21 protein-coding genes are annotated in these 22,259 nt (G+C 72.0%); 11 read left to right on the plus strand and 10 right to left on the minus strand.

From position 1 onward, the window contains the following. Positions 1–296 precede the first annotated feature (296 nt). From ccrA to pssA, 7 genes are all read left to right on the plus strand, one after another. Entirely contained in the window at positions 297–1,634 is a 1,338-nt protein-coding gene (ccrA, locus tag ACFVGS_RS14540; RefSeq protein WP_384419710.1) for a crotonyl-CoA carboxylase/reductase, read from the plus strand. A 29-nt stretch (positions 1,635–1,663) separates the two neighbouring features. Next, positions 1,664–3,700 (plus strand): protein meaA, encoded by a 2,037-nt coding sequence (locus ACFVGS_RS14545; RefSeq protein WP_384419707.1) that lies wholly within the window; start codon positions 1,664–1,666, stop codon positions 3,698–3,700. Next, positions 3,697–4,662 (plus strand): HpcH/HpaI aldolase/citrate lyase family protein, encoded by a 966-nt coding sequence (locus tag ACFVGS_RS14550; RefSeq protein WP_384419704.1) that lies wholly within the window; start codon positions 3,697–3,699, stop codon positions 4,660–4,662. Before ACFVGS_RS14545 ends, ACFVGS_RS14550 begins: the two co-directional genes overlap by 4 nt. 5 nt (positions 4,663–4,667) lie before the next feature. Further along, entirely contained in the window at positions 4,668–5,180 is a 513-nt protein-coding gene (locus ACFVGS_RS14555; RefSeq protein ID WP_128981445.1) for a MaoC family dehydratase, read from the plus strand. 2 nt (positions 5,181–5,182) lie between these two features. Next, a complete protein-coding gene (locus ACFVGS_RS14560) occupies positions 5,183–6,388 on the plus strand; it encodes an acyl-CoA dehydrogenase family protein (RefSeq protein WP_384419701.1) in 1,206 nt (401 codons plus the stop codon). A 169-nt stretch (positions 6,389–6,557) separates the two neighbouring features. Further along, entirely contained in the window at positions 6,558–7,214 is a 657-nt protein-coding gene (locus ACFVGS_RS14565) for a phosphatidylserine decarboxylase (RefSeq protein WP_384419698.1), read from the plus strand. Beyond that, complete coding sequence (gene pssA, locus ACFVGS_RS14570) at positions 7,207–8,079, plus strand: CDP-diacylglycerol--serine O-phosphatidyltransferase (RefSeq protein ID WP_384419719.1); 873 nt, start codon at positions 7,207–7,209, stop codon at positions 8,077–8,079. The genes ACFVGS_RS14565 and pssA overlap by 8 nt, the downstream gene beginning before the upstream one ends. Positions 8,080–8,156: 77 nt before the next feature. Here pssA and ACFVGS_RS14575 read toward each other — a convergent pair whose 3' ends face one another. From ACFVGS_RS14575 to ACFVGS_RS14590, 4 genes are all read right to left on the minus strand, one after another. Continuing rightward, positions 8,157–8,708 (minus strand): GNAT family N-acetyltransferase, encoded by a 552-nt coding sequence (locus tag ACFVGS_RS14575; protein WP_385692629.1) that lies wholly within the window; start codon positions 8,706–8,708, stop codon positions 8,157–8,159. Positions 8,709–8,767: 59 nt separating this feature from the next. Next, complete coding sequence (locus tag ACFVGS_RS14580) at positions 8,768–9,727, minus strand: sigma-70 family RNA polymerase sigma factor (protein WP_384419692.1); 960 nt, start codon at positions 9,725–9,727, stop codon at positions 8,768–8,770. Positions 9,728–9,748: 21 nt separating this feature from the next. After that, entirely contained in the window at positions 9,749–10,957 is a 1,209-nt protein-coding gene (locus ACFVGS_RS14585) for an NAD(P)/FAD-dependent oxidoreductase (protein WP_385692630.1), read from the minus strand. Positions 10,958–11,148: 191 nt separating this feature from the next. Beyond that, positions 11,149–12,300 (minus strand): glycerate kinase, encoded by a 1,152-nt coding sequence (locus ACFVGS_RS14590; RefSeq protein WP_384419685.1) that lies wholly within the window; start codon positions 12,298–12,300, stop codon positions 11,149–11,151. A gap of 112 nt (positions 12,301–12,412) precedes the next feature. Between ACFVGS_RS14590 and ACFVGS_RS14595 the strand changes: the two genes are divergently transcribed. The 3 genes from ACFVGS_RS14595 to ACFVGS_RS14605 all read left to right on the plus strand — a co-directional run bounded on the left by ACFVGS_RS14595 (position 12,413) and on the right by ACFVGS_RS14605 (position 15,858). Further along, entirely contained in the window at positions 12,413–14,158 is a 1,746-nt protein-coding gene (locus tag ACFVGS_RS14595) for a BCCT family transporter (RefSeq protein WP_385692631.1), read from the plus strand. Positions 14,159–14,278: 120 nt separating this feature from the next. Beyond that, a complete protein-coding gene (locus tag ACFVGS_RS14600) occupies positions 14,279–15,352 on the plus strand; it encodes an ADP-ribosylglycohydrolase family protein (protein WP_384419679.1) in 1,074 nt (357 codons plus the stop codon). Further along, complete coding sequence (locus ACFVGS_RS14605) at positions 15,349–15,858, plus strand: NUDIX domain-containing protein (RefSeq protein ID WP_385692632.1); 510 nt, start codon at positions 15,349–15,351, stop codon at positions 15,856–15,858. The genes ACFVGS_RS14600 and ACFVGS_RS14605 overlap by 4 nt, the downstream gene beginning before the upstream one ends. 15 nt (positions 15,859–15,873) lie before the next feature. Here ACFVGS_RS14605 and ACFVGS_RS14610 read toward each other — a convergent pair whose 3' ends face one another. Further along, positions 15,874–16,077, minus strand: coding sequence for a DUF2191 domain-containing protein (locus ACFVGS_RS14610; protein WP_384419674.1), 204 nt, complete (start codon positions 16,075–16,077; stop codon positions 15,874–15,876). 65 nt (positions 16,078–16,142) lie between these two features. Here ACFVGS_RS14610 and ACFVGS_RS14615 point away from each other — a divergent pair, with 65 nt between their 5' ends. After that, positions 16,143–16,859, plus strand: a complete 717-nt coding sequence (locus ACFVGS_RS14615; protein ID WP_385692633.1) for an NAD-dependent deacetylase — start codon at positions 16,143–16,145, stop codon at positions 16,857–16,859. Here the strand turns inward: ACFVGS_RS14615 and ACFVGS_RS14620 are convergent. From ACFVGS_RS14620 to ACFVGS_RS14640, 5 genes are all read right to left on the minus strand, one after another. Further along, entirely contained in the window at positions 16,856–17,356 is a 501-nt protein-coding gene (locus ACFVGS_RS14620) for a methylated-DNA--[protein]-cysteine S-methyltransferase (RefSeq protein ID WP_385692634.1), read from the minus strand. The genes ACFVGS_RS14615 and ACFVGS_RS14620 overlap by 4 nt on opposite strands. A 12-nt stretch (positions 17,357–17,368) precedes the next feature. Next, complete coding sequence (locus ACFVGS_RS14625; protein ID WP_385692635.1) at positions 17,369–18,970, minus strand: AlkA N-terminal domain-containing protein; 1,602 nt, start codon at positions 18,968–18,970, stop codon at positions 17,369–17,371. Between the two features lie 50 nt (positions 18,971–19,020). After that, positions 19,021–20,118 carry a LuxR C-terminal-related transcriptional regulator gene (locus ACFVGS_RS14630; protein ID WP_385692636.1) on the minus strand — a complete coding sequence of 366 codons (1,098 nt, stop codon included), beginning with the start codon at positions 20,116–20,118 and terminating at the stop codon, positions 19,021–19,023. 142 nt (positions 20,119–20,260) lie between these two features. Continuing rightward, entirely contained in the window at positions 20,261–20,779 is a 519-nt protein-coding gene (locus ACFVGS_RS14635; RefSeq protein WP_384419663.1) for an O-acetyl-ADP-ribose deacetylase, read from the minus strand. Between the two features lie 52 nt (positions 20,780–20,831). After that, positions 20,832–22,256, minus strand: coding sequence for a phytoene desaturase family protein (locus ACFVGS_RS14640; RefSeq protein WP_385692637.1), 1,425 nt, complete (start codon positions 22,254–22,256; stop codon positions 20,832–20,834). Positions 22,257–22,259 lie beyond the last annotated feature (3 nt).

Consider the following 22,259-nt stretch of genomic DNA (forward strand, 5'->3'; position numbering starts at 1 on the left):
ACCACCAGATTGCATCTGAGTGAAATTGTTGGCACGCAGTGCCTTGTCAGGTGACACGGCGTGCCATACGTTGATGCTGTCCGGGCGGCCGGCGCGCAGAGACCACCTCGTGCGCCGGCTGTCCCCACAAGCGATCCTGCTCGTGCGCCCGGACGCCTGCGTCACAGGCACCCTCGCGCCCCACCAGGCGCCGCCACAGCACCACCACGCCGAACCGACGGCACACCTCCACAGCAGCAACCCCGACGTAACCCTCAGCGCGTCCCCCTCAGACGCCGCACCGCCGGAGGCATCCCGTGAAGGACATCCTGGACGCGATCCAGTCGCCCGAGTCCACCTCGGCCGACTTCGCCAACATCAAGCTCCCCGAGTCGTACCGCGCCGTGACCGTCCACAAGGACGAGGCGGAGATGTTCGCCGGAGTGGCCAGCCGCGACAAGGACCCGCGCAAGTCGCTCCACCTGGACGAGGTCCCGCTGCCCGAGCTGGGCCCGGGCGAGGCCCTGGTCGCCGTCATGGCCAGCTCCGTGAACTACAACTCGGTGTGGACCTCGATCTTCGAGCCCGTGTCGACCTTCGGCTTCCTGGAGCGCTACGGCCGCCTCTCCGAGCTCACCAAGCGCCACGACCTGCCGTACCACGTCATCGGCTCCGACCTCGCGGGCGTCGTCCTGCGCACCGGCCCGGGCGTCAACGCCTGGCAGCCCGGCGACGAGGTCGTCGCGCACTGCCTCTCGGTCGAGCTGGAGTCCTCGGACGGCCACAACGACACGATGCTCGACCCCGAGCAGCGCATCTGGGGCTTCGAGACCAACTTCGGCGGCCTGGCCGAGGTCGCCCTGGTCAAGTCCAACCAGCTGATGCCGAAGCCGGAGCACCTGAGCTGGGAGGAGGCCGCGGCCCCGGGCCTGGTGAACTCCACCGCGTACCGCCAGCTGGTCTCCCGCAACGGCGCCGGCATGAAGCAGGGCGACAACGTCCTGATCTGGGGCGCGAGCGGCGGCCTCGGCTCGTACGCCACCCAGTTCGCGCTGGCCGGCGGCGCCAACCCGATCTGTGTCGTCTCCTCCCCCGAGAAGGCCGACATCTGCCGGTCCATGGGCGCCGAGGCGGTCATCGACCGCAACGCCGAGGGCTACAAGTTCTGGAAGGACGAGCAGACCCAGGACCCGCGCGAGTGGAAGCGCTTCGGCTCCAAGATCCGCGAGCTGACCGGCGGCGAGGACATCGACATCGTCTTCGAGCACCCCGGCCGCGAGACCTTCGGCGCGAGCGTCTACGTCACGCGCAAGGGCGGCACCATCACCACCTGCGCCTCCACCTCGGGCTACATGCACCAGTACGACAACCGCTACCTGTGGATGTCGCTGAAGCGCATCATCGGCTCGCACTTCGCCAACTACCGCGAGGCGTGGGAGGCCAACCGCCTGATCGCCAAGGGCAAGATCCACCCCACCCTGTCGAAGGTCTACTCCCTGGAGGAGACCGGCCAGGCCGCCTACGACGTCCACCGCAACCTGCACCAGGGCAAGGTCGGCGTGCTCGCGCTGGCCCCGGAGGAGGGCCTCGGCGTCCGCAACCCGGAGATGCGCGAGAAGCACATCGACGCCATCAACCGCTTCCGCAACATCTGACACCGCAACCTCTGACCCAGGGACCATAGATGACAGAGCGTCAGAAGGATCGGCCGTGGCTCATGCGGACCTACGCCGGCCACTCGACCGCCGAGGCGTCGAACGAGCTCTACCGGCGGAACCTCGCCAAGGGCCAGACCGGCCTCTCGGTCGCGTTCGACCTGCCCACGCAGACCGGCTACGACCCGGACCACATCCTCGCCCGCGGCGAGGTCGGCCGCGTCGGGGTGCCCGTCTCGCACGTCGGTGACATGCGGCGGCTGTTCCAGGACATCCCCCTGGAGCAGATGAACACCTCGATGACCATCAACGCCACCGCCATGTGGCTGCTGGCGCTCTACCAGGTGGTCGCCGAGGAGCAGGGTGCGGACATCACCCGGCTCCAGGGCACCACCCAGAACGACATCGTGAAGGAGTACCTGTCGCGCGGGACGCACGTCTTCCCGCCCGGCCCCTCGCTCCGCCTCACGACGGACATGATCGCGTACACGGTCAACCACATCCCGAAGTGGAACCCGATCAACATCTGCAGCTACCACCTGCAGGAGGCGGGGGCCACGCCGGTCCAGGAAATCGCGTACGCGATGTCCACCGCGATCGCCGTCCTCGACGCCGTCCGCGACTCGGGCCAGGTGCCCGAGGAGCGGTTCGGCGAGGTCGTCGCCCGCATCTCGTTCTTCGTGAACGCGGGCGTCCGCTTCATCGAGGAGATGTGCAAGATGCGCGCCTTCGGCCGCATCTGGGACACGATCACCCGCGAGCGCTACGGCATCGAGGACGCCAAGCAGCGCCGCTTCCGTTACGGCGTCCAGGTCAACTCGCTCGGTCTGACCGAGGCCCAGCCGGAGAACAACGTCCAGCGGATCGTCCTGGAGATGCTGGCCGTGACGCTGTCGAAGGACGCACGCGCGCGTGCCGTCCAGCTGCCGGCCTGGAACGAGGCGCTCGGACTGCCGCGCCCCTGGGACCAGCAGTGGTCGCTGCGCATCCAGCAGGTGCTCGCGCACGAGTCCGACCTCCTGGAGTACGAGGACATCTTCGCCGGCTCGCACGTCATCGAGGCCAAGGTGGACGCCCTGGTCACCGAGTGCCTGGCGGAGATCGAGCGGATCCAGGAGATGGGCGGTGCCATGGCCGCCGTCGAGTCCGGCTACCTGAAGGCGCAGCTGGTCTCCTCGCACGCCGAGCGCCGTGCCCGCATCGAGTCGGGCGAGGAGAAGATCGTCGGCGTCAACATCTTCGAGACGACCGAGCCCAACCCGCTCACCGCCGACCTGGACACCGCGATCCAGACGGTCGACCCGGCCGTCGAGGCCCGCGTCGTGTCCGCCCTGCGGACGTGGCGTGACACCCGCTACCAGCCGCCCTTCAACCATCCGCGGCCCTGCAAGGCCCTGGAGCGGCTGAAGGAGGCCGCCAAGGGGACCGACAACCTCATGGAGGCCACCCTGGAGTGCGCCCGCGCCGGCGTCACCACCGGCGAGTGGGCCGGGGCGCTGCGCGAGGTCTTCGGCGAGTTCCGGGCCCCGACCGGTGTCTCCTCCGCCCCGGTGGCCGTCCCGGCCGAGGCGGGCTCCCCGCTGGCCGAGGTGCGCCGCAAGGTGGACCGCACCGCCCAGGACATGGGCGTCGGCAAGCTGCGCTTCCTGGTCGGCAAGCCGGGCCTCGACGGGCACTCCAACGGCGCCGAGCAGATCGCCGTGCGGGCCCGCGACGCCGGGTTCGAGGTGGTCTACCAGGGCATCCGGCTGACGCCGGAGCAGATCGTGGACGCGGCACTGGAGGAGGACGTGCACGCGGTCGGCCTGTCGATCCTCTCCGGCTCGCACGCCCAGCTCGTGCCGGACGTCCTCGACCGGCTGAAGGCCGCCGGCGCGGCCGACATCCCGGTCGTCGTCGGTGGGATCATCCCGAACGCCGACGCCGAGGAGCTCAGGGCGGCGGGCGTGGCCGCCGTCTTCACCCCGAAGGACTTCGGCATCACCGGGATCATCGGCCGTATCGTCGACGAGATCCGCAAAGCCAACCAGCTCAGCCCCCTTGAAAGTACGGAGGTCCCCGCATGACCAGCCCCGTGAACCGCCTGCGCCCGCGTCGTTCGTGCCTCGCGGTGCCCGGCTCCAACCCGCGGTTCCTGGAGAAGGCCCAGGGCCTCGCCGCCGACCAGGTCTTCCTGGACCTCGAGGACGCCTGCGCGCCGCTGGCCAAGCCGGAGGCCCGGCACACCATCGTGAAGTTCCTCAACGAGGGTGACTGGACCGGCAAGACCCGCGTGGTCCGCGTCAACGACTGGACGACCCACTGGACGTACCGCGACGTCGTCACGGTCGTCGAGGGCGCCGGCCAGAACCTCGACTGCATCATGCTGCCGAAGGTGCAGAGCGCCGAGCAGATCGTCGCGCTCGACCTGCTGCTCACCCAGATCGAGAAGACCATGGGCTTCGAGGTCGGCAAGATCGGCATCGAGGCGCAGATCGAGAACGCGCAGGGCCTGACCAACGTCAACGCGATCGCCCAGGCCTCGCAGCGCGTGGAGACGATCATCTTCGGCCCGGCCGACTTCATGGCCTCCATCAACATGAAGTCCCTGGTCGTCGGCGAGCAGCCGCCCGGCTACCCGGCGGACGCGTACCACCACATCCTGATGAGCATCCTGATGGCCGCCCGCGCCAACAACCTCCAGGCGATCGACGGCCCGTACCTCCAGATCCGCAACCAGGAGGGCTACCGCGCGGTCGCGCAGCGCGCCGCCGCCCTGGGCTTCGACGGCAAGTGGGTGCTGCACCCGGACCAGGTCGCCGCGGCGAACGAGATCTTCTCGCCCTCGCAGGAGGACTTCGACCACGCCGAGCTGATCCTCGACGCGTACGACTACTACACGTCCGAGGCCGGCGGGAAGAAGGGCTCGGCGATGCTCGGCGACGAGATGATCGACGAGGCCTCCCGCAAGATGGCGCTGGTCATCTCGGGCAAGGGCCGGGCCGCCGGCATGCAGCGCACGTCGAAGTTCGAGATCCCGGAGGCGTAAGACCCATGCAGTTCGGCCGCACCTACGAAGAGTTCGAGATCGGCGCCGTCTACAAGCACTGGCCCGGAAAGACGGTCACCGAGTACGACGACCATCTCTTCTGTCTGCTGACGATGAACCACCATCCGCTGCACATGGACGTGAATTACGCGGAGAACACGACGGACTTCAAGAAGAACGTCGTCGTCGGCAACTACATCTACTCGCTGCTGCTCGGCATGTCCGTGCCGGACGTCTCCGGCAAGGCGATCGCCAACCTGGAGATCGAGTCGCTGCGGCACGTGGCGCCGACCTTCCACGGCGACACCATCTACGGCGAGACGACCGTCCTCGACAAGACGCCGTCGAAGTCGAAGAGCGACCGCGGCATCGTCTACGTCGAGACCAAGGGCTACAAGCAGGACGGCACCCTGGTGTGCGTCTTCCGCCGCAAGGTGATGGTCCCGACGGCCGAGTACATCGACGCGCGCGGCGGCGAGCAGCCCGGCCGCCCCGAGCTGAAGGAACAGGGGAAGTAGTCATGGCGCGACTCGCCCAGACCCACGGTCTGACCGACGTCCAGCAGGAGATCCTCTCCACGGTCCGGGACTTCGTGGACAAGGAGATCATCCCGGTCGCCACGGAGCTCGAGCACCGTGACGAGTACCCGCAGCAGATCGTGGACGGGCTCAAGGAGCTCGGCGTCTTCGGTCTGATGATCCCCGAGGAGTACGGGGGCCTGGGTGAGTCGCTGCTCACCTACGCGCTGTGCGTGGAGGAGATCGCGCGCGGCTGGATGTCGGTGTCCGGCATCATCAACACCCACTTCATCGTGGCGTACATGCTGAAGCAGCACGGCACCCAGGAGCAGAAGGAGTACTTCCTTCCGCGGATGGCGGCCGGCGAGGTGCGCGGCGCGTTCTCGATGTCGGAGCCGGGTCTCGGCTCGGACGTGTCGGCGATCACGTCGAAGGCGGTGAAGGACGGCGACGAGTACGTCCTGAACGGCCAGAAGATGTGGCTGACGAACGGTGGCACGTCAACGCTGGTGGCCGTTCTCGTCCGAAGTGACGAAGGACACCCCGAGGGCACCGCCCCGCACAAGTCGATGACGACCTTCCTCGTCGAGAAGGAGCCCGGCTTCGGAGAGGTCCGTCCCGGCCTCACCATCCCGGGCAAGATCGAGAAGATGGGTTACAAGGGCGTCGACACGACCGAACTCATCATGGACGGACTGCGCATTCCGGCCAATCGTGTCCTCGGCGGGGTCACCGGCCGAGGGTTTTACCAAATGATGGACGGCGTCGAGGTCGGCCGCGTGAACGTGGCGGCCCGTGGTTGCGGCGTCGCGCAGCGTGCCTTCGAGCTGGGCGTCCAGTATGCCCAACAGCGTCACACTTTCGGAAAGCCGATCGCCCAGCACCAGGCGATTCAGTTCAAGCTGGCCGAGATGGCTACCAAGGTCGAGGCCGCTCATGCCATGATGGTGAACGCAGCACGCAAAAAGGACTCCGGGGAACGAAACGACCTTGAAGCAGGGATGGCGAAGTACCTCGCCTCCGAGTACTGCAAGGAGGTCGTCGAGGACGCCTTCCGTATCCACGGCGGCTACGGGTTCTCCAAGGAGTACGAGATCGAGCGCCTCTACCGTGAGGCACCGATGCTGCTCATCGGCGAAGGTACCGCCGAGATCCAGAAAATGATCATTGGTCGTCGGCTGCTCGAGGAGTACCGCTTCCAGGGTTGATTGTCGCGTTTGGGTCGGTATGGCCGCGAAGAAGATCACACCCTGTGTTCGGCTTCCGGCCTCCGACTCGGCTTCTGGCTTGCCCAGTTGCGGCCCGCAACCGATAGCATCGCCGGAAAGCCGCCGTCCCCCGTTGCCAGTGCGGCATCATCCGCTACGAAGGTCATCCATGCCCCACAGCCAAACCTCTGCACACCGCGACAGCCTCAAGGGCGCACGCATCGCACGCGGAGCATCGCCGTGGCTTCTGCCGACCGTCGCCACCGCGGCGCTGAGCCTCGCGCGCGCGCGCAAGTCGACCGCCGCCAAGGCCATCGCCGTGCCGGCCACCGCTCTCGCGGCCGGCATGCTGTGGTTCTTCCGCGACCCCGAGCGCGAGATCGCTCAGGGCCGGGTCATCTCGCCCGCCGACGGCGTGGTGCAGAGCATCATGCCGTGGAAGGACGGACGCACCCGCGTCGCCATCTTCATGAGCCCGCTGAACGTCCACGTCAACCGCGCGCCGCTGGCCGGCACGGTGACGTCCGTGGAGCACGTCCCCGGCGGCTTCGTGCCGGCGTTCAACAAGGAGAGCGAGAACAACGAGCGCGTTGTCTGGCACTTCGACACCGAGCTCGGTGACATCGAGATGGTCCAGATCGCGGGCGCCGTGGCCCGGCGGATCGTGCCGTACATCCCGCAGGGGACGAAGGTCGAGCAGGGTGACCGGATCGGACTGATCCGCTTCGGTTCGCGCGTCGACATCTACCTGCCGGAGGGTGTCGAGGTGGCGGTCGAGGTCGGTCAGCCCACGACCGCGGGGGTGACTCGCATTGACCGTGATTGATCCCGACACACGGGCGGCCGAATGGGTCGCCGAGGCGGAGGGCGTCGACGAGGCCGAGGAGATGCCGCTGTCGATGAGGCTGTCCATAGCGGACGCCCTCACGCTCGGTAACGCCACGTGCGGCTTCATGGCGGTGTACTTCACCACCACCGGCATCCTCATCCCGCACCTCACGGGCAGCGGCGTGGAGACCGGCATGGCGCGGCACTCGGCCGCGACCGCCGTGATCCTGATGCTGGGAGCGGCGATCTTCGACCTGTTCGACGGGATCGTCGCGCGCAAGCTGCGCAGCTCCCCGATGGGCGCCGAGCTCGACAACCTGTCGGACCTGATCAGCTTCGGTCTGGCGCCGGCCTACTTCGTGCTCGTGTACGGCATGGTCGCGGACGACGCGCACCAGAAGGTCTCGGCGGTGGCCGCGATCGTGGTGCTGCTCGCGGTGGTGCTGAGGCTCGCGCGGTTCTCCTGCGTGACGATGAAGGACGGCATGTTCCAGGGCATGCCGAGCCCCTTCGGCGCGCTGACGGTCGTCTCGATCATCCTGCTCGAGCTGCCGTTCATCCCGACCCTGCTCGCGATCATCGGCACGGCGTGGCTGATGGTGAGCCGGGTGGAGTACCCGAAGCCGCGGGGTGTCCTCGCGGTGGCGATGCTCAGCTGGATCGTCGGAGCGATGGGCATGCTGGCGGCCTGGGCGTTCGACGCCCCGGGCGGACAGCTCCTGCTCCAGACCGGCTGCGCGCTGCAGGTGGTGCTGGGCGCCGTGATCCCCCTCTTCGCGACGGCCCGGCGAGTGAACACCTTCCGCGACAACCGGCGTGAGAGCCGGGAGGCGCGGCAGGCGCAGGCGGCGCAGCTGCCGTAGCAAGGACTGACGGGAAGGGCCCCGGACGCGGATCGCGTCCGGGGCCCTTTCCTGTGCCGTGGGCGGCGCGCAGGCCGTCAGCGGCCCAGGCGCTTGTAGTAGAGGGTCGTGGGGCGGAGGGTGCCGCCCGGGTCGGCGGCGAAGTCCGGGATGACACCCGCCGGGGTCCAGCCGGCCGCGCGGTAGAGCCGCTCCGCGGGGCTGTCGGTCTCGGTGTCCAGGACCAGGAGGCTGAGGCCGGTCGCGGCGGCGTGCGCCTCGGCGGTGGCGAGCAGCCGGGCGCCGATGCCCCGGCCGCGGGCGTCGCGGTGCACCACGAGCCGCGCGATCTCGCCGCGGTGCCGTCCGTTCGCCTTGGCGTCGCGCACGAGGGTCACGACGCCCAGAACCCCGCCCTCGGCTCCGTACGCCGCCCAGATCTCGCGCGTGTCGGCCACCTCGTTCCACCAGGCGGCGGCCTCGGCCGGGTCCAGGGGCGCCAGGAAGCCGATGGAGGCTCCGCCGGCCACCGCGTCCACCAGGAGCGCGCCCAGGCCGTCGGAGGCCCGCTCACGGACCTCCGCGGGCGTCAGTCGCCGGATCTCCGCCTCGCCGCCGGGCCGCTTCTCTTCTCTGTGTACGTCGTTCATGCGCCTGAGGCTCGCACCCACGTGTTACGGCGGTATGTCGCCGCGTCCCCGCGTGCGGGTCACCACCGGGCGACGAGCGGCGTGTCCGGTTCGTGGTGGCGCCAGGCCTCGTTGAGGCGGGTGAGGCGGGCCGGCGCGGCGATGCCCCGTACGGTCGCGATCCTGCCGTCGGCGATGTCGAAGGTGACGGCACCGATGACCTGGTCGCCGACGACGAAGAGCATGGCGGGCGCGCCGTTGACGAACGCGTAGTGGACGACGGGCGTGCCGCCGGCGAGTCGCCGCTTCGCGGCGGTGGGGGTGAAGCCGGCCCGTGCGACGGCGGCGACGCGCTCCGGGGTGTCGAACCGCACCAGCTTCGCGGTCAGGCCCGCGCCGTCGGAGACCGCGGTCACGTCGTCGGTGAGGAGCGCCACGAGCCGTTCGGTACGGCCCGAGGTGGCCGCGGCGAGGAACTCCTCGACGATCCTGCGGGCGGCGGCGGGGTCGACCTCGCCGTCGCCGCCACGGCGGCGGGCGGTGGCGACGTGCCGCCGGGCCCGGTGGAGGTGCTGCTGGCTCGCGGCCTCGCTGACGTCGAGGATGTCGGCGATCTCGGCGTGGCTGTACGAGAACGCCTCGCGCAGGACGTAGACGGCCCGCTCGAAGGGCGACAGGCGCTCCATCAGCGTCAGCACGGCCAGGGAGACCGATTCGCGCTGCTCGAACGATTCGGCGGGGCCGAGCATCGGGTCGCCGTCGAGGAGCGGTTCGGGCAGCCAGGCGCCGGCGGTGCGTTCACGGCGGGCCTGTGCCGAGCGGAGCCGGTCGAGGCACAGGTTGGTGACGACCTTGGTCAGCCATGCCTCGGGCACCTTGATCCGCTGCCGGTCGGCGGCCTGCCAGTGCAGGAAGGCGTCCTGGACGACGTCTTCCGCGTCGACGGCGGAGCCGAGGAGGCGGTACGCCAGCGAGGCCAGCCGGTTCCGGCTGGCCTCGAACCGGCTGGTGTCGAAGCGATCCGCGGTGGTGCTGTCCACGTTGATCACCTTAGTGGGTGGCTACGCGGCCGCCGCCTGCTCGGCGGAGGTCAACGCAGGGGCCGCGACACGGTGTTGGCGCTTGGGGATGCCGAAGGTGGGGTGCGAGGTGGTCCACAGCGACATCCGGAGGATGCCCGCCTTGATCCGGGCGGCGTTCCGACCGCCGAGATACGTCGGCTTCGCGATTCCCTTCCCGTCGACCATCTGCAGGATCCCGTCCCGCCGTCCGAGGCTGATGTGGTTGCCGAGGTAGGTCAGGCTGGTGTGACCGATCTTGCGGCCGGTCAGGCGCCCGAGGATCGCCTCGGTCGCCCTCATGCCGGTGTAGCCGGCCGAGGCGCAGGACATCGGCACCGGCAGGCCGTTGTCGCCGATGGCGTACGCGGCGTCGCCGGCGGCGTAGACGTCGGGGTGCGAGACCGACCGCATGCTGCCGTCGACGACGATCCGGCCGTTGTCGGTGACCTCGAGGCCGCCGGCCGCGGCGATGGGGTCGACGGCGAAGCCGGCCGTCCAGACGGTCGCGTCGGACGCGAGGACCGTGCCGTCGGCGCAGCGCACCCGGGTCGGCTCGACGGCTTCGACGACGGTGTGCTCGACGACGGTGATGCCCAGTCGGTCGCAGGCGCTGCGCAGGTGGCCGCGGGCTCCGGCGGACAGCCGGGCGCCCAGCTCGCCGCGGGCGACGAGCGTCACCGACAGGCCGGGCCGGGACTCGGCGACCTCGGTGGCGGTCTCGATGCCGGTCAGCCCGTCGCCGACGACCAGCACGTTCCGGTCCTCGCCCCGCCCGGCCCGGTGCTCCAGCTCGTCCAGGTGCTCCCGCAGGCGCAGCGCCGATGCCCGGCCGGTGACGTCGAAGGCGTGCTCGGCCACGCCGGGGACGCCGTGGTCGGCGACGCGGCTGCCGAGGGTGTAGACGAGCGTGTCGTAGGCGAGCTCGCCTCCGTCGGCGCCGGTCACCGCGACCACCCGGCGTGCGGGGTCGACGGCGGTGACCCGGCCCACGCGCAGCCGTACCCCGGTTCCCGCGAAGATGTCGGCGAGCTTCGGAGCGTCGATCTCCTGGCCGGCCACGAACTGGTGCAGCCGCACCCGCTGCACGAAGTCCGGTTCGGCGTTGACCACAGTGATCTCGGCGTCCGTCGGGGACAGCCGACGGCCGAGGTTCCCTGCCGCGTAGGCCCCGGCGTAGCCGGCGCCCAGGACGACGATGCGGTGCTTCATGCGTCTTCTCCTGTCGTTTCGCTTGCTTCCCGGAGGTTGAGCGGGACAGCGAGGCGATTCCTGACAGGATCGGGATGTGAGGCGGGTCACACGACGGGAGGGCCTGGCGGGGCGGGCCGTCCGCAGGGCGGCGGACGGTCCTCGCCCGTGTGCCGCCACCGCGGATTTTGCCAAGACCCGGAAGAGACGGCCTACGCCAGGAAGTCCCGCGCGATGTCCGAAGCGACCTGTTCCAGGAGCGGGCCCGCGTTCGGGATGGACTTCGCGGGGTCGGGCTCCAGGGCGGAGAGCGGGTAGGCGCGGCGGATGCCGGCGGCGCCCAGGGCCTCGGGGGCGAGCGCGAGGCGGCCGCAGACCGCGACGACGTCCTTGCCGGCCGCACGCGCCGCCGCGGCGACGCCCGCCGGGGCCTTGCCGTGCAGGGTCTGCTCGTCGAGGGAGCCCTCGCCGGTGATCACCAGGGTGGCGCGCTCCAGGGCCGGGGCGAAGCCCAGGACGTCCAGCATCAGCTCGATCCCGGGGCGGAAGCTCGCGCCGATCAGCAGCGCGCCGTAGCCGATGCCGCCCGCGCCGCCCGCGCCCGGGGAGGCGGCGAGCTCGGCGGCCCTGGGGCCGATCGCCTTCTCCAGGATGCGCGCGTAGTGCGCGAGGGCCGCGTCGAGGGTCTCGACGTCCTCCGGGGTGGCGCCCTTCTGCGGGCCGTACACGGCGGCGCAGCCCTTCGGGCCGGTCAGCGGGTTGTCCACGTCGCTGGCGAGGACGAGGTCGACGTCGGCGAAGCGCGGGTCGACGTCCGACAGGTCGGCGGACGCGAGCCCGGCGAGGGCTCCGCCCCCGGGGCCGACCGGCTTGCCGTCGGCGTCGAGGAAGCGGGCGCCGAGCGCGGCGAGCATGCCCGCGCCGCCGTCGGTCGTGGCGCTGCCGCCGACACCGAAGACGATCGAGGTGGCGCCCGCGTCGAGCGCGGCACGCAGCAGCTCTCCGGAGCCGTACGTGGTGGCGGTGAGCGGGGCGAAGACTCCGGCCGGGAGCAGCTGGAGGCCGGAGGCCTCCGCCATCTCCACGACCGCGGTGGTCCCGCGCAGCGCGAAAGCGGCCGTGACGGGCTCGCCGACCGGCCCGGTCACGGTGACCTCGCGCCGCTCGAACCCGGCCGCGACGGCCGCCGCCACGGTGCCGTCGCCGCCGTCCGCGACGGGCAGGGTCTCCACCTCGAGCTCCGGGACGACCCGTCGCAGTCCTGCTGTGACCCGCTCCGCGACCTGTACGGCCGTGAGCGAACCCTTGAACTTGTCGGCCGCGACGAGCACGCGTGCGACCTCAGTTACTGCTCCGTCCGTCACCTTGCATCCCTTGCTTTCGAACAGGCAGTCGCGCCGAGGCCGACCCTATCCGTACGGGAAGACGGCGTGCCACCCCCTGATAAGGCGATATTCCGCACCATAGTGGGGCGACATGAGCACGGAACCGATCGATCAGAGCCCCGGACCGCGCCCCGTCCAGGACCCCGGACCGGACCGGAAGGTCATCGGCATCGGGATGGCGGCCGTCGTCGCGGTGGTCGGCTGGGCGGCGCTCGGCAAGGACTCCTTCGACGACGCCTCCTCCACCGCGCTCCGCTGGGTCCTCGGCAACTTCGCCTGGCTGTTCGTGACCGCGGCGGACGTCTTCCTGGTGCTGTGCGTGGTGATCGCGCTGAGCCGCTTCGGCCGGATCCGGCTCGGCGCGGACGACTCCGAGCCGGAGTTCACCGACCTGGCGTGGATCGCGATGATGTTCAGCGCGGGCATGGGCATCGGCCTGATGTTCTACGGGGTGGGCGAACCGCTCCAGCACTATCTGAGCCCGCCGCCCGCGACCGGCGTCGAGCCGGGGACCGGCGCCGCGGCCCGGACGGCGATGGAGTACTCGTTCTTCCACTGGACCCTCACGCCGTGGGCCATCTACGGCATGGCGGGCCTCGCCCTCGCCTACGCGGGCTTCCGCAAGGGCCGCGGCAACACGCTGAGCGCCGCGTTCGTGCCGTTGATGGGCGAGCGCCGGGCGCGGTCCTGGCCGGGCAAGGCGATCGACCTGCTCGCGGTGTTCGCGACGGTCTTCGGCACCGCGACCAGCCTGGGCCTCGGCGCGCTCCAGGTGGCGGAGGGCCTGAACCTCACCATGGGCGTGAAGGACTCCACCGCCACCGAGCTGGTCATCATCGTGTCGCTCTCGGCGGCGTTCGTCCTGTCGGCCTTCTCGGGCCTGCACAAGGGCGTGAAGTGGCTCTCGACGCTGAACATCGTGCTCGCCGCCGCGCTGATGCTGTTCGTCTTCCTGCTCGGCCCGACCGTGTACGTCCTGGACACGATCCCCGCCTCGGTGGGCGGCTATCTGCACCAGCTGCTGCCGATGGCGAGCCGTACGGGCGCGTTCTCGGACCGCGCGTGGCTCGGGGCCTGGACGATCTTCTACTGGGCGTGGTGGCTGTCCTGGGCGCCGTTCGTGGGCACCTTCATCGCGCGGATCTCCCGGGGCCGTACCGTGCGCGAGTTCCTCTTCGGGGTGCTGCTCGTGCCCTCCGGCGCCACGGTGATCTGGTTCTGCGTCATGGGCGGCACGGCGATCCGGCTCGACTCGACGGGCGCCGCCGACCTGGCGGGCGCGGTGAAGGACGGCGCGGAGGCCTCGCTCTTCGCGATGCTGGACGCCCTGCCGATCGGCACGGTCACCTCGTACATCGCGATGCTGCTGGTCATGACGTACTTCGTCACCAGCGCGGACTCGGCCTCGCTGGTGATGGGCTCGCTCACCAGCCACGGCGCGCTGCACCCGCCCACCTGGCTGGTGGTGACCTGGGGCGTCCTGATGGCCGCGGTCGCCGCCGTCCTGCTGCTCGCCGGCGGGCTGAACTCGCTGCAGACGGCGACGATCCTGGTGGCACTGCCCTTCGTGCTCGTCATGCTGGGCCTGTGCTGGTCGCTCCTGAAGGAGCTGCGCGAGGACCCGGGCGCGGGCCCGGCCCGGCACCACGCGCTGCACGGCGTACGGGACGCGGTGCGGGCGATGGTCGGCGAGGCGGTCGGCGAGCAGGGCCCCGGGACGGGCGCGGCCCGCCACCACCGGCTGCGCCGTGCGGCGGCGCGGTCGCGCGCCGTGGGTGACGAGGAACGGGAGCGGGGAGAGGTGCGGGCGGGAAGGGGCGAGGGCGGGGAGGAGTGAGGGGAAGGAGCGAGCACGGCACGTCGGCGGGCGGGAAAGGCCGGCGGGGGACGAGTGATCGCGGGAGCCGCGCGGGCGGGTCGGCGCGCGGCCCGGCGTCCCGTCGGTTAGACCGGTGTCATGGGTCAGCTCAAGCACAGTGAACTCGCCGACCGGATCCTCGGCGGCTGGACGGGCCGGATCGCCGGGAACATGCTGGGCAAGCCGGTCGAGCGAGGCGACCACTGGACGACCGAGCGGATCGACGACTACCTGCGGCTGACCGACGCCCTGCCGCTCACCGACTACCTGCCTCCGCCGCCCGCCGCCGGAGCCGACGGTTTCGAGCTGCGCCCCGAGTGGCCGCAGTGCGTGCGCGGCCGGATCAACGGCAGCTGCCGGGACGACGACATCGACTACACGATCCTGGGCCTGCACCTGCTGGAGACCCGCGGCTTCGCCTTCAGCACCGAGCAGGTCGGCGAGCACTGGCTGCTGCGGCTGCCGTACCTGCAGACGTTCACGGCGGAGCGGGTGGCCTACCGCAATCTCGCCAACGGACTGAAGCCTCCGCTGACCGCCACCTACGACAACCCGTACCAGGAGTGGATCGGCGCCCTGATCAGGGCGGACGTGTACGGCTGGACCTCGCCGGGCGACCCGCGCCGGGCGGCCTCGCTGGCCCGCCGCGACGCGGTGCTCTCCCACACGGGCAACGGGGTGTACGGCGCGATGTGGGCGGCGGCCCTGATCGCCGCCGCGTTCACGGCGCCCGACGCGCGCACCGCGCTGTCCGTCGCCCTGGAACGGGTCCCGGCGAGCAGCCGTCTCGCCAGGACCGTACGGCACACCATGGCCCTGCACGAGGCGGGCGTGGAGTGGTCCGAGACGCTGGCGGAACTGTCCCGGGAGACCGGCTCGCTCGGCTGGATCCACACGATCCCGAACGCGGCGGTGCTGACCGCCGGACTCCTGTACGGCGAGGGCGACTTCACCCGTACGATCGCGCTGACCGTGCGCGGCGGCCTGGACACCGACTCCAACGGCGCCACCGCCGGCTCGGTCGCCGGGGTGCTGTGCGGCGCCGCGGCGATCCCGCCCCAGTGGTCGGAGCCGCTGCGGGACCGGGTGCGCAGCGCGGTGGCGGGTTTCGACGGGTCGCGGATCAGCGAGCTGGCGGAGCGGACGGTACGGCTGGCTACGCTGACGGGATGACGACCTCCGACTACGCCACGTACATCGCCGGCCTGCCCCGGATCCTGGCCGGCGCCGCGGCCCTCTTCCGGGACGCGAGCGGCGGTGTCCTGATCGTCGAGCCCAACTACCGCGAGGGCTGGGCGCTGCCGGGCGGAACGATCGAGTCCGACGCGGGCGAGACGCCCCGCGCGGGCGCCCGGCGCGAGACGGCCGAGGAGATCGGCCTCGACGTGGAGCTGGGCGCGCTGCTCGCGGTCGACTGGGTGCCGGGCCCGGACCGGCCCCCGCTCGTGGCGTACCTGTACGACGGCGGCGTGCTGTCCGCCGAGCAGCTCGCGGCGATCCGGCTCCAGGAGGAGGAGCTGATCTCCTGGAAGCTGGTGGACCCGGCGGAGCTGCCCGCGTATCTGCCGGGCGGCCTGGCCCTGCGCGTGGCCGCGGCCCTGGCCGCACTGGACGGCGGCGGCCCGGTGGAACTGGAGAACGGCCGCCCGGTGCGGGTCGGGACACGCCCTGGCGCCTGAGGACCTGGACGGGCGTCAGCCCTGCTCGGGCTCGGGCGGGGTGAGCCGGCCGGTGCGCGCGGCCTCGTCGCGCGAGGCGGTGCGGGCCTCGGTGCGGTGGCCGCGGGCGACGTAGTCGCGGACGACGGCCTCGACGGCGTCCTGCGGGCTGCCGATGCCGGCGAGGACCATGACCTCGACCACGAGTTCGGCGTCGAGGGAGATGCTGACCTTGGCCATGGGGGCGAACCTAGCAGCAGGAAATGGCCTCGCGGGAGGTCCACCGGTCCACCTACGCTCGCCGCATGACGATGGTGGCGATTCTCAGCGGGGCCGGTATCTCCACGGACTCGGGCATACCCGACTACCGCGGGCCCGACGGGTTGTGGCGGCGCGACCCCGAGGCCGAGCGGCTCGTCACCTACGGGCCGTACATGGCCGACCCGGAGGTCCGGCGCCGCTCGTGGCTGATGCGGCTCGACGCGCCGGTCCTCCGCGCCGAGCCGAACGTCGCGCACCACGCCATCGCCGCGTACGAGAAGAGCGGCAACGCGCTGCGGGTGATCACCCAGAACGTCGACGGGCTGCACCAGGTCGCCGGGGTGTCCGAGCGGAAGGTGCTCGAACTCCACGGCTCGGCGCGGTCGGTGGTGTGCACGGCCTGTCACGCCCGTTCGTCCATGGACGAGGCGCTGGAGCGGGTGAAGGCCGGCGAGGACGACCCGGCGTGCCGGACGTGCGGCGGGATCCTGAAGGCGGCGACGGTGATGTTCGGGCAGCGTCTCGACCCGAAGGTGCTGGGCGACGCGATGTCGATCGCGAAGGCCGCGGAGGTGTTCGTCGCCGTCGGCAGCAGCCTCCAGGTGCAGCCCGCCGCCTCGCTCGCCGGGATCGCGGCCGAGCACGGCGCCCGGCTGATCATCGTGAACGCCGAGCCGACGCCGTACGACCCGATCGCGGACGAGATCGTGCGCGAGCCGATCGGCACGGCGCTGCCCGCACTCCTCGAACGGCTCCGCTAGAACAGGGCGTCGGCGGCCGCGCCCGATTCGAAGGCCAGCAGGCGCTGCTTGCGGTCGAGGCCGCCGCCGTACCCGGTGAGTCCGCCGCCCGCGCCGATCACACGGTGGCAGGGGACGACGATGCTCACCGGGTTCTTGCCGTTGGCGAGGCCGACCGCGCGGGAGGCGGCGGGATTGCCGAGGGCGTCGGCGAGTTCGCCGTACGTCCGGGTCTCGCCGAACGGGATGCTGCGCAGCCGCTCCCAGACGCGGAGCTGGAACTCGGTGCCGACGAGGTGCAACGGCAGGTCGAACTCGGTGAGTTCGCCCGCGAAGTACGCGTCGAGCTGCCGCACCGCCTCGGTGAAGGGCCGCGGGTCGGGGCTGCCGAAGGTCTCCTCCGGCGGGCGGTGGCGCTGGCCGGTCATGTGGATGCGGCTGAGGACGCCGTCGACGGCGACCAGGGTCAGCGCGTCGTAGGGGCTGTCCACGACCGTGTGCCGGACGGTGGGTGGCATGGCGCGACTTCCTTACGCGGGCAGGTGGTTGATCGGGTGGTCGTCGGTGGCCCACAGGTACTGGACGGCGTAGGCCCGCCAGGGCCGCCAGCGGGCCGCGCGGTCGGTGAGCGCCGCGGGCGTGGCGGGCAGCCCGAGGCCCTGGGCGGCGCGGCGGACGCCGAGGTCGCCTGGGAGGAAGGCGTCGGGGTCGCCGAGCGCCCGCATGGCGATGACCTCGGTGGTCCAGGGGCCGAAGCCGGGCAGGGCGAGGAGCCTGGCCCGGGCCTCGGCCCAGTCGCTCTCGGGTCCGAGGGCCAGGCTTCCGTCCGCGAGGGCCGCGACCAGGGTGGTCAGGGTCGTGCGGCGGCTGCGTGGCAGGGCGAGGGTCTCCGGGTCGAGGCCGGCGAGGGCCTCGGGCGTCGGGAAGAGGTGGGTGAGGCCGCCTTCCGGGTCGTCGACGGGGATGCCGTGCGCGGCGACAAGGCGGGCCGCGTGGGTGCGGGCGGCGGCGGTGGACACCTGCTGGCCGAGCACGGCCCGTACGGCGAACTCGGCGGCGTCGACGGTGCGGGGCACCCGCCGGCCGGGTCCGGCGTCGACGAGCGGCGCGAGCAGCGGGTCGGCGCGCAGCTGCTCGTCGACGGCGACGGGGTCGGCGTCGAGGTCGAGGAGCCGTCGGCAGCGGCTGATGGCGATCGTGAGGTCGCGGGGGTCGGTGAGCGAGAGCCGGCAGAGCACGTGGTCGGGGCGCGGGGCGAGCGCGACGATGCCGTAGCCGTACGGGAGGGAGAGCGTCCTGCGGTAGGCGCCGTCACGCCACTCCTCGACGCCGGGGACGGCGGTCGCGACCAGGTGCCCGAAGAGGTTGGAGGGGTTGAGCGGGGCGCGGAACGGCAGCCGGAGGGTGATGGTCCCGGGTGTGGCGGGCAGGTGGGATCCGTCGGCAGGGGAACCGCCGGCGTGGGAGCCGTCGAGGCGGGCGCCTTCCACGCGGGAGCCGTCTGCACGGGAGCCGTTGAGGCGGGAGCGGTTGGCGTGGGAGCCGTCTGCACGGGAGCGGTTGGCGTGGGAGCCGGCGCGGGCGCGCAGCTCGCCGGGGGTGAGCGCGAAGACCTCGCGGACGGTGTCGTTGAAGGTGCGGATGGAGGAGAAGCCGGCCGCGAAGGCGATCTGCGCCATGGGCATGGAGGTGGTCTCGATGAGCAGCCGGGCGGTCTGGGCGCGCTGCGCGCGGGCGAGCGCGAGGGGACTCGCGCCGAGCTCGGTGAGCAGCTGCCGCTCGATCTGCCGGGTCGAGTACCCGAGCCGCGCGGCGAGGCCGGGCACGCCCTCGCGGTCGACGACCCCGTCCTGGATCAGCCGCACGGCCCTGGCGACGGCGTCGGCCCGTACGTGCCAGTGGGGCGAGCCGGGGCTGGTGTCGGGCCGGCAGCGCTTGCAGGCGCGGAAGCCGGCGCGCTGGCAGGAGGCCGCCGTGGGGTGGAACTCCATGTTCTCGGGCTTGGGCGGCACGGCCGGGCAGCTGGGCCGGCAGTAGATCCGAGTCGTCCGGACGGCGGTGAAGAAGACGCCGTCGAAGCGGGCGTCCTTCGACCGGACGGCCCGCACGCAGCGCTCGGTGTCGGTGTGCATGCCTCAAGGATCGGTGATCGCGAGCGTGCCGGGCTGGCGAGAAAACGACATCAACGTCCGGCGACCTGGCCGGCCTCCGCTCCCGGGAGGGGCAGCTCCGGCAGATAGTGCGGGAAGAAGACCTGGGCGACGAGTTCGCGGCGGGACCGGACCCCGGTCTTGGCGAAGACCGCCTTGAGGTGGTCCTGGACGGTGAACGGGGACAGCCTGAGCCGGGTGGCGATCTCCGAGGTCGGCGCGCCGCCGACCACCTCGGTGAGGACCTGGCACTCGCGCGGGCTGAGGGCGTAGGTCTCCATCAGGGCGGCGATGCGGTCGGGCGGCGAGGCGGGCCCCAGGGAAAGGGCCACCTGGGGCCGCTCCCCCGTGTCGAGCCGCCAGCCCTCGATGGCGGCCCAGCCGCCCGACCGGGTCGGCACGCAGACCCGGCTGCCGCCGGTGGGGCTGCTCAGGGCCGACGCGGCGACGCCGTACGCGGCGGCCGGGAGGCCCGTGCCGCGTGCGGACGTCTCGGCGAGCTCGGCGCACCAGGCGCCGGCGGTCGCGGACCGGGTGACGACCTCGTACGCGGAGTCGAGGACGACGAGCGAACGGGCGCCCGGTCCGGGGGCGGCGGGCCGTTCCGCCAGGGCGTCCCGCAGGGCGCGGCCGAGCGGGGCCGACAGCCGGGCGGCGAACTCCGTCTCGGCGGCGGAGAACGCCGGCCGGTCCTCGGAGCGCGCGAGCACCAGCGCACCCCACACGCGGCCGGCGTCCCGCAGCAGCAGCCGCATCTCGTCGGCGAGTCCGAGCGGCCGGTAGACGTCCTGGTAGCGGACGCTCCGTTCGAGACGGCCGTCGAGCGCCCCGGAGAGGGTGCCCACGGGCTGTGCCTGCCGGGCCACGGCGGGCATGAGGTTGGCATCGCCCTCGCGGTACTCGATGTCGAGGAGCCGGGGCATCCACTCGGCGCCGACGCCGTGGTGGTAGCAGCCGCCGACGTTGAGGAGGGTCACCGGGTCGAGCAGCACCCCGGCCCAGAACTCGCAGGGCACGGCCTCGGTCAGCGAGGTGGCGGCGGCCTCCAGGACGGCCACGGCGCCCTGTGCCCGGCGGGCCGCACGAACCGTACGGCCGTGGACCGCCTGCCAGTCGGGGCCTCTGCCCATGCGCTCTCCCGGGGGTGCGACGCTCTCGTCACGGCACCGTCCGGAGCCGTCGTCCCAGCATCACAGGGCGCGCTGAATGTCTGATAAACGCGCCACCGCGGCCGGATCGCGACGGGCAGCCTGTGGGCGGGCGGAGGAGAGGTCAGCCCAGGGCGGCCTCGAAGGCCGCGTACGCGTTCTCGTCGAAGAGCACGAAGCGGACCTCGGTCACCGACGTGGTCGCCGCCCGCACCGTCTCGACGGCGATGCGGGCGCCGTCGTCCATGGGCCAGCCGTAGACGCCGGTGGAGACCGCCGGGAACGCCACGGAGCGCGCGCCCAGTTCGTCGGCGACCCGCAGGGACTCGCGGTAGCAGGAGGCGAGCAGCTCGGAGCGGTCCTCCTGGGCGCTGTGGACCGGGCCGACGGTGTGGACGACCCAGCGGGCGGCGAGGTTTCCGGCCGTGGTGGCGACGGCCTGGCCGGTGGGCAGGCCACGGCCGTAGTGGCCGGCGCGGAGCCTGCGGCACGCGTCGAGGATGGCGGGGCCGCCCCGGCGGTGGATCGCCCCGTCGACCCCGCCTCCACCGAGGAGGGAGGAGTTGGCGGCGTTGACGATGACGTCGGTGTCCTGCCGGGTGATGTCGCCGCGGACGAGCACGATCTCGGGTCGGGTGGTCATGTCCCCATCCTCCCGTCGACGGCCGGTCCGGACATCCGGATTTCCCGTCGCCTCATCTCCCGGCGGGGACGCGCAGCCGGCGCCAGACCGCCTTGGCCGCGTTGTGGCCGGACATGCCGTGCACTCCGGGGCCGGGCGGGGTGGCGGAGGAGCAGAGGAAGACCGCCGGGTGCGGCGTGCTGTAAGGAAAGAGGGAGAGCTTCGGCCGGAGCACGAGCTGCAGGCCGCGGGCGGCGCCGCAGGCGATGTCGCCGCCGACGTAGTTGGCGTTGCGCTCGGCGAGCTCGGGCGGTCCGGCGGTGGCGCGGGCGAGGACCAGGTCGCGGAAGCCGGGGGCGAAGCGCTCGATCTGCCGCTCGACGGCGTCGGTCAGGTCACCGCGCCAGCCGTTGGGGACGTGGCCGTAGGCCCAGAAGACGTGCTTGCCCTCGGGGGCGCGGCCCGGGTCGACGAGGCTGGGCTGCGCGGTGATGAGGAACGGGGTGTCCGGGGCGGTGCCGGAGGAGGCCTGGTTCAGGGCGGTGTCGATCTCGCCCATGGTGGGGCCGATCTGGACGGTGCCGGCCCGGCGCGCGGCCTCGGCGGTCCACGGTACGGGGCCCGACAGGGCATAGTCGATCTTGAAGCAGCTGGCGCCGTAGCGGTAGCCGTCGTAGGCGGCGCCGAGTCCGGCGATCCTCGCGAGGGCGGTGGGCGAGGTGTCGAAGACGTAGGCGCGGGCCGGGGGCAGGTCGTCGAGCCGCTTGACCTCGAAGTCGGTGTGGACGGCGCCGCCGAGCTCCTTCAGATACGCGGCGAGCGCGTCGGAGATCGACTGGGAACCGCCCCGGGGCAGCGGCCAGCCGCCCGCGTGCGCGGCGAGCGCGAAGACCAGTCCGACGGCGCCGGTGGCGAAGCCGTCGAGCGGGGCGATGACATGGCCGACGAGTCCGGCGAACAGGCCGCGTGCCTTCTCGTCGCGGAAGCGGCGCATCAGCCACGTGGAGGGCGGGAGTCCGGCCAGGCCGAAGCGGGCCAGGGTGACCGGGTCGCGGGGCAGCGCGGTGAGCGGGAGCTGCATGAAGTCCGCGACCAGGCTGTCCCACCTGCCGAGGAAGGGCGCGACGAGCCGCCGGTAGGTACCGGCGTCACGCGGCCCGAAGGAGGCCGCGGTCTCGGCGACGGAGCGGGAGAGCACGGCCGCGGTGCCGTCGTCCCAGGGGTGGGCCATGGGCAGCTCGGCGTGCAGCCACTCCAGGCCGTGCCGCTCCAGCGGCATGGTCTTGAACACGGGCGAGCCGATGCCGAGCGGGTGCACGGCCGAGCACGGGTCATGGCGGAAGCCGGGGAGGGTGAGCTCCTCCGTACGGGCGCCGCCGCCGATGGTGGGCTTCGCCTCGAACACGGCGACCGAGAAGCCGCGCCGGGCCAGCTCCACGGCAGCGGTCAGTCCGTTGGGTCCCGCCCCCACGACGACGGCATCGAGCATCGACGGCACCTG

It is taken from the genome of Streptomyces sp. NPDC127114 (assembly GCF_042677525.1).
Taxonomy (GTDB): Bacteria; Actinomycetota; Actinomycetes; order Streptomycetales; family Streptomycetaceae; genus Streptomyces.

Coding starts and splice junctions, on each gene's coding strand:
- ACFVGS_RS14560 (WP_384419701.1), top strand. CDS start 5,183: ATGGCGCGACTCGCCCAGACCCACGGTCTGACCGACGTCCAGCAGGAG.
- ACFVGS_RS14630 (WP_385692636.1), bottom strand. CDS start 20,118: ATGGGCAGAGGCCCCGACTGGCAGGCGGTCCACGGCCGTACGGTTCGT.
- ACFVGS_RS14625 (WP_385692635.1), bottom strand. CDS start 18,970: ATGCACACCGACACCGAGCGCTGCGTGCGGGCCGTCCGGTCGAAGGAC.
- ACFVGS_RS14555 (WP_128981445.1), top strand. CDS start 4,668: ATGCAGTTCGGCCGCACCTACGAAGAGTTCGAGATCGGCGCCGTCTAC.
- ACFVGS_RS14545 (WP_384419707.1), top strand. CDS start 1,664: ATGACAGAGCGTCAGAAGGATCGGCCGTGGCTCATGCGGACCTACGCC.
- ACFVGS_RS14615 (WP_385692633.1), top strand. CDS start 16,143: ATGACGATGGTGGCGATTCTCAGCGGGGCCGGTATCTCCACGGACTCG.
- ACFVGS_RS14585 (WP_385692630.1), bottom strand. CDS start 10,957: ATGAAGCACCGCATCGTCGTCCTGGGCGCCGGCTACGCCGGGGCCTAC.
- ACFVGS_RS14565 (WP_384419698.1), top strand. CDS start 6,558: ATGCCCCACAGCCAAACCTCTGCACACCGCGACAGCCTCAAGGGCGCA.
- ACFVGS_RS14635 (WP_384419663.1), bottom strand. CDS start 20,779: ATGACCACCCGACCCGAGATCGTGCTCGTCCGCGGCGACATCACCCGG.
- ACFVGS_RS14595 (WP_385692631.1), top strand. CDS start 12,413: ATGAGCACGGAACCGATCGATCAGAGCCCCGGACCGCGCCCCGTCCAG.
- ACFVGS_RS14575 (WP_385692629.1), bottom strand. CDS start 8,708: ATGAACGACGTACACAGAGAAGAGAAGCGGCCCGGCGGCGAGGCGGAG.
- ACFVGS_RS14605 (WP_385692632.1), top strand. CDS start 15,349: ATGACGACCTCCGACTACGCCACGTACATCGCCGGCCTGCCCCGGATC.
- ACFVGS_RS14610 (WP_384419674.1), bottom strand. CDS start 16,077: ATGGCCAAGGTCAGCATCTCCCTCGACGCCGAACTCGTGGTCGAGGTC.
- ACFVGS_RS14600 (WP_384419679.1), top strand. CDS start 14,279: ATGGGTCAGCTCAAGCACAGTGAACTCGCCGACCGGATCCTCGGCGGC.
- ACFVGS_RS14550 (WP_384419704.1), top strand. CDS start 3,697: ATGACCAGCCCCGTGAACCGCCTGCGCCCGCGTCGTTCGTGCCTCGCG.
- ACFVGS_RS14620 (WP_385692634.1), bottom strand. CDS start 17,356: ATGCCACCCACCGTCCGGCACACGGTCGTGGACAGCCCCTACGACGCG.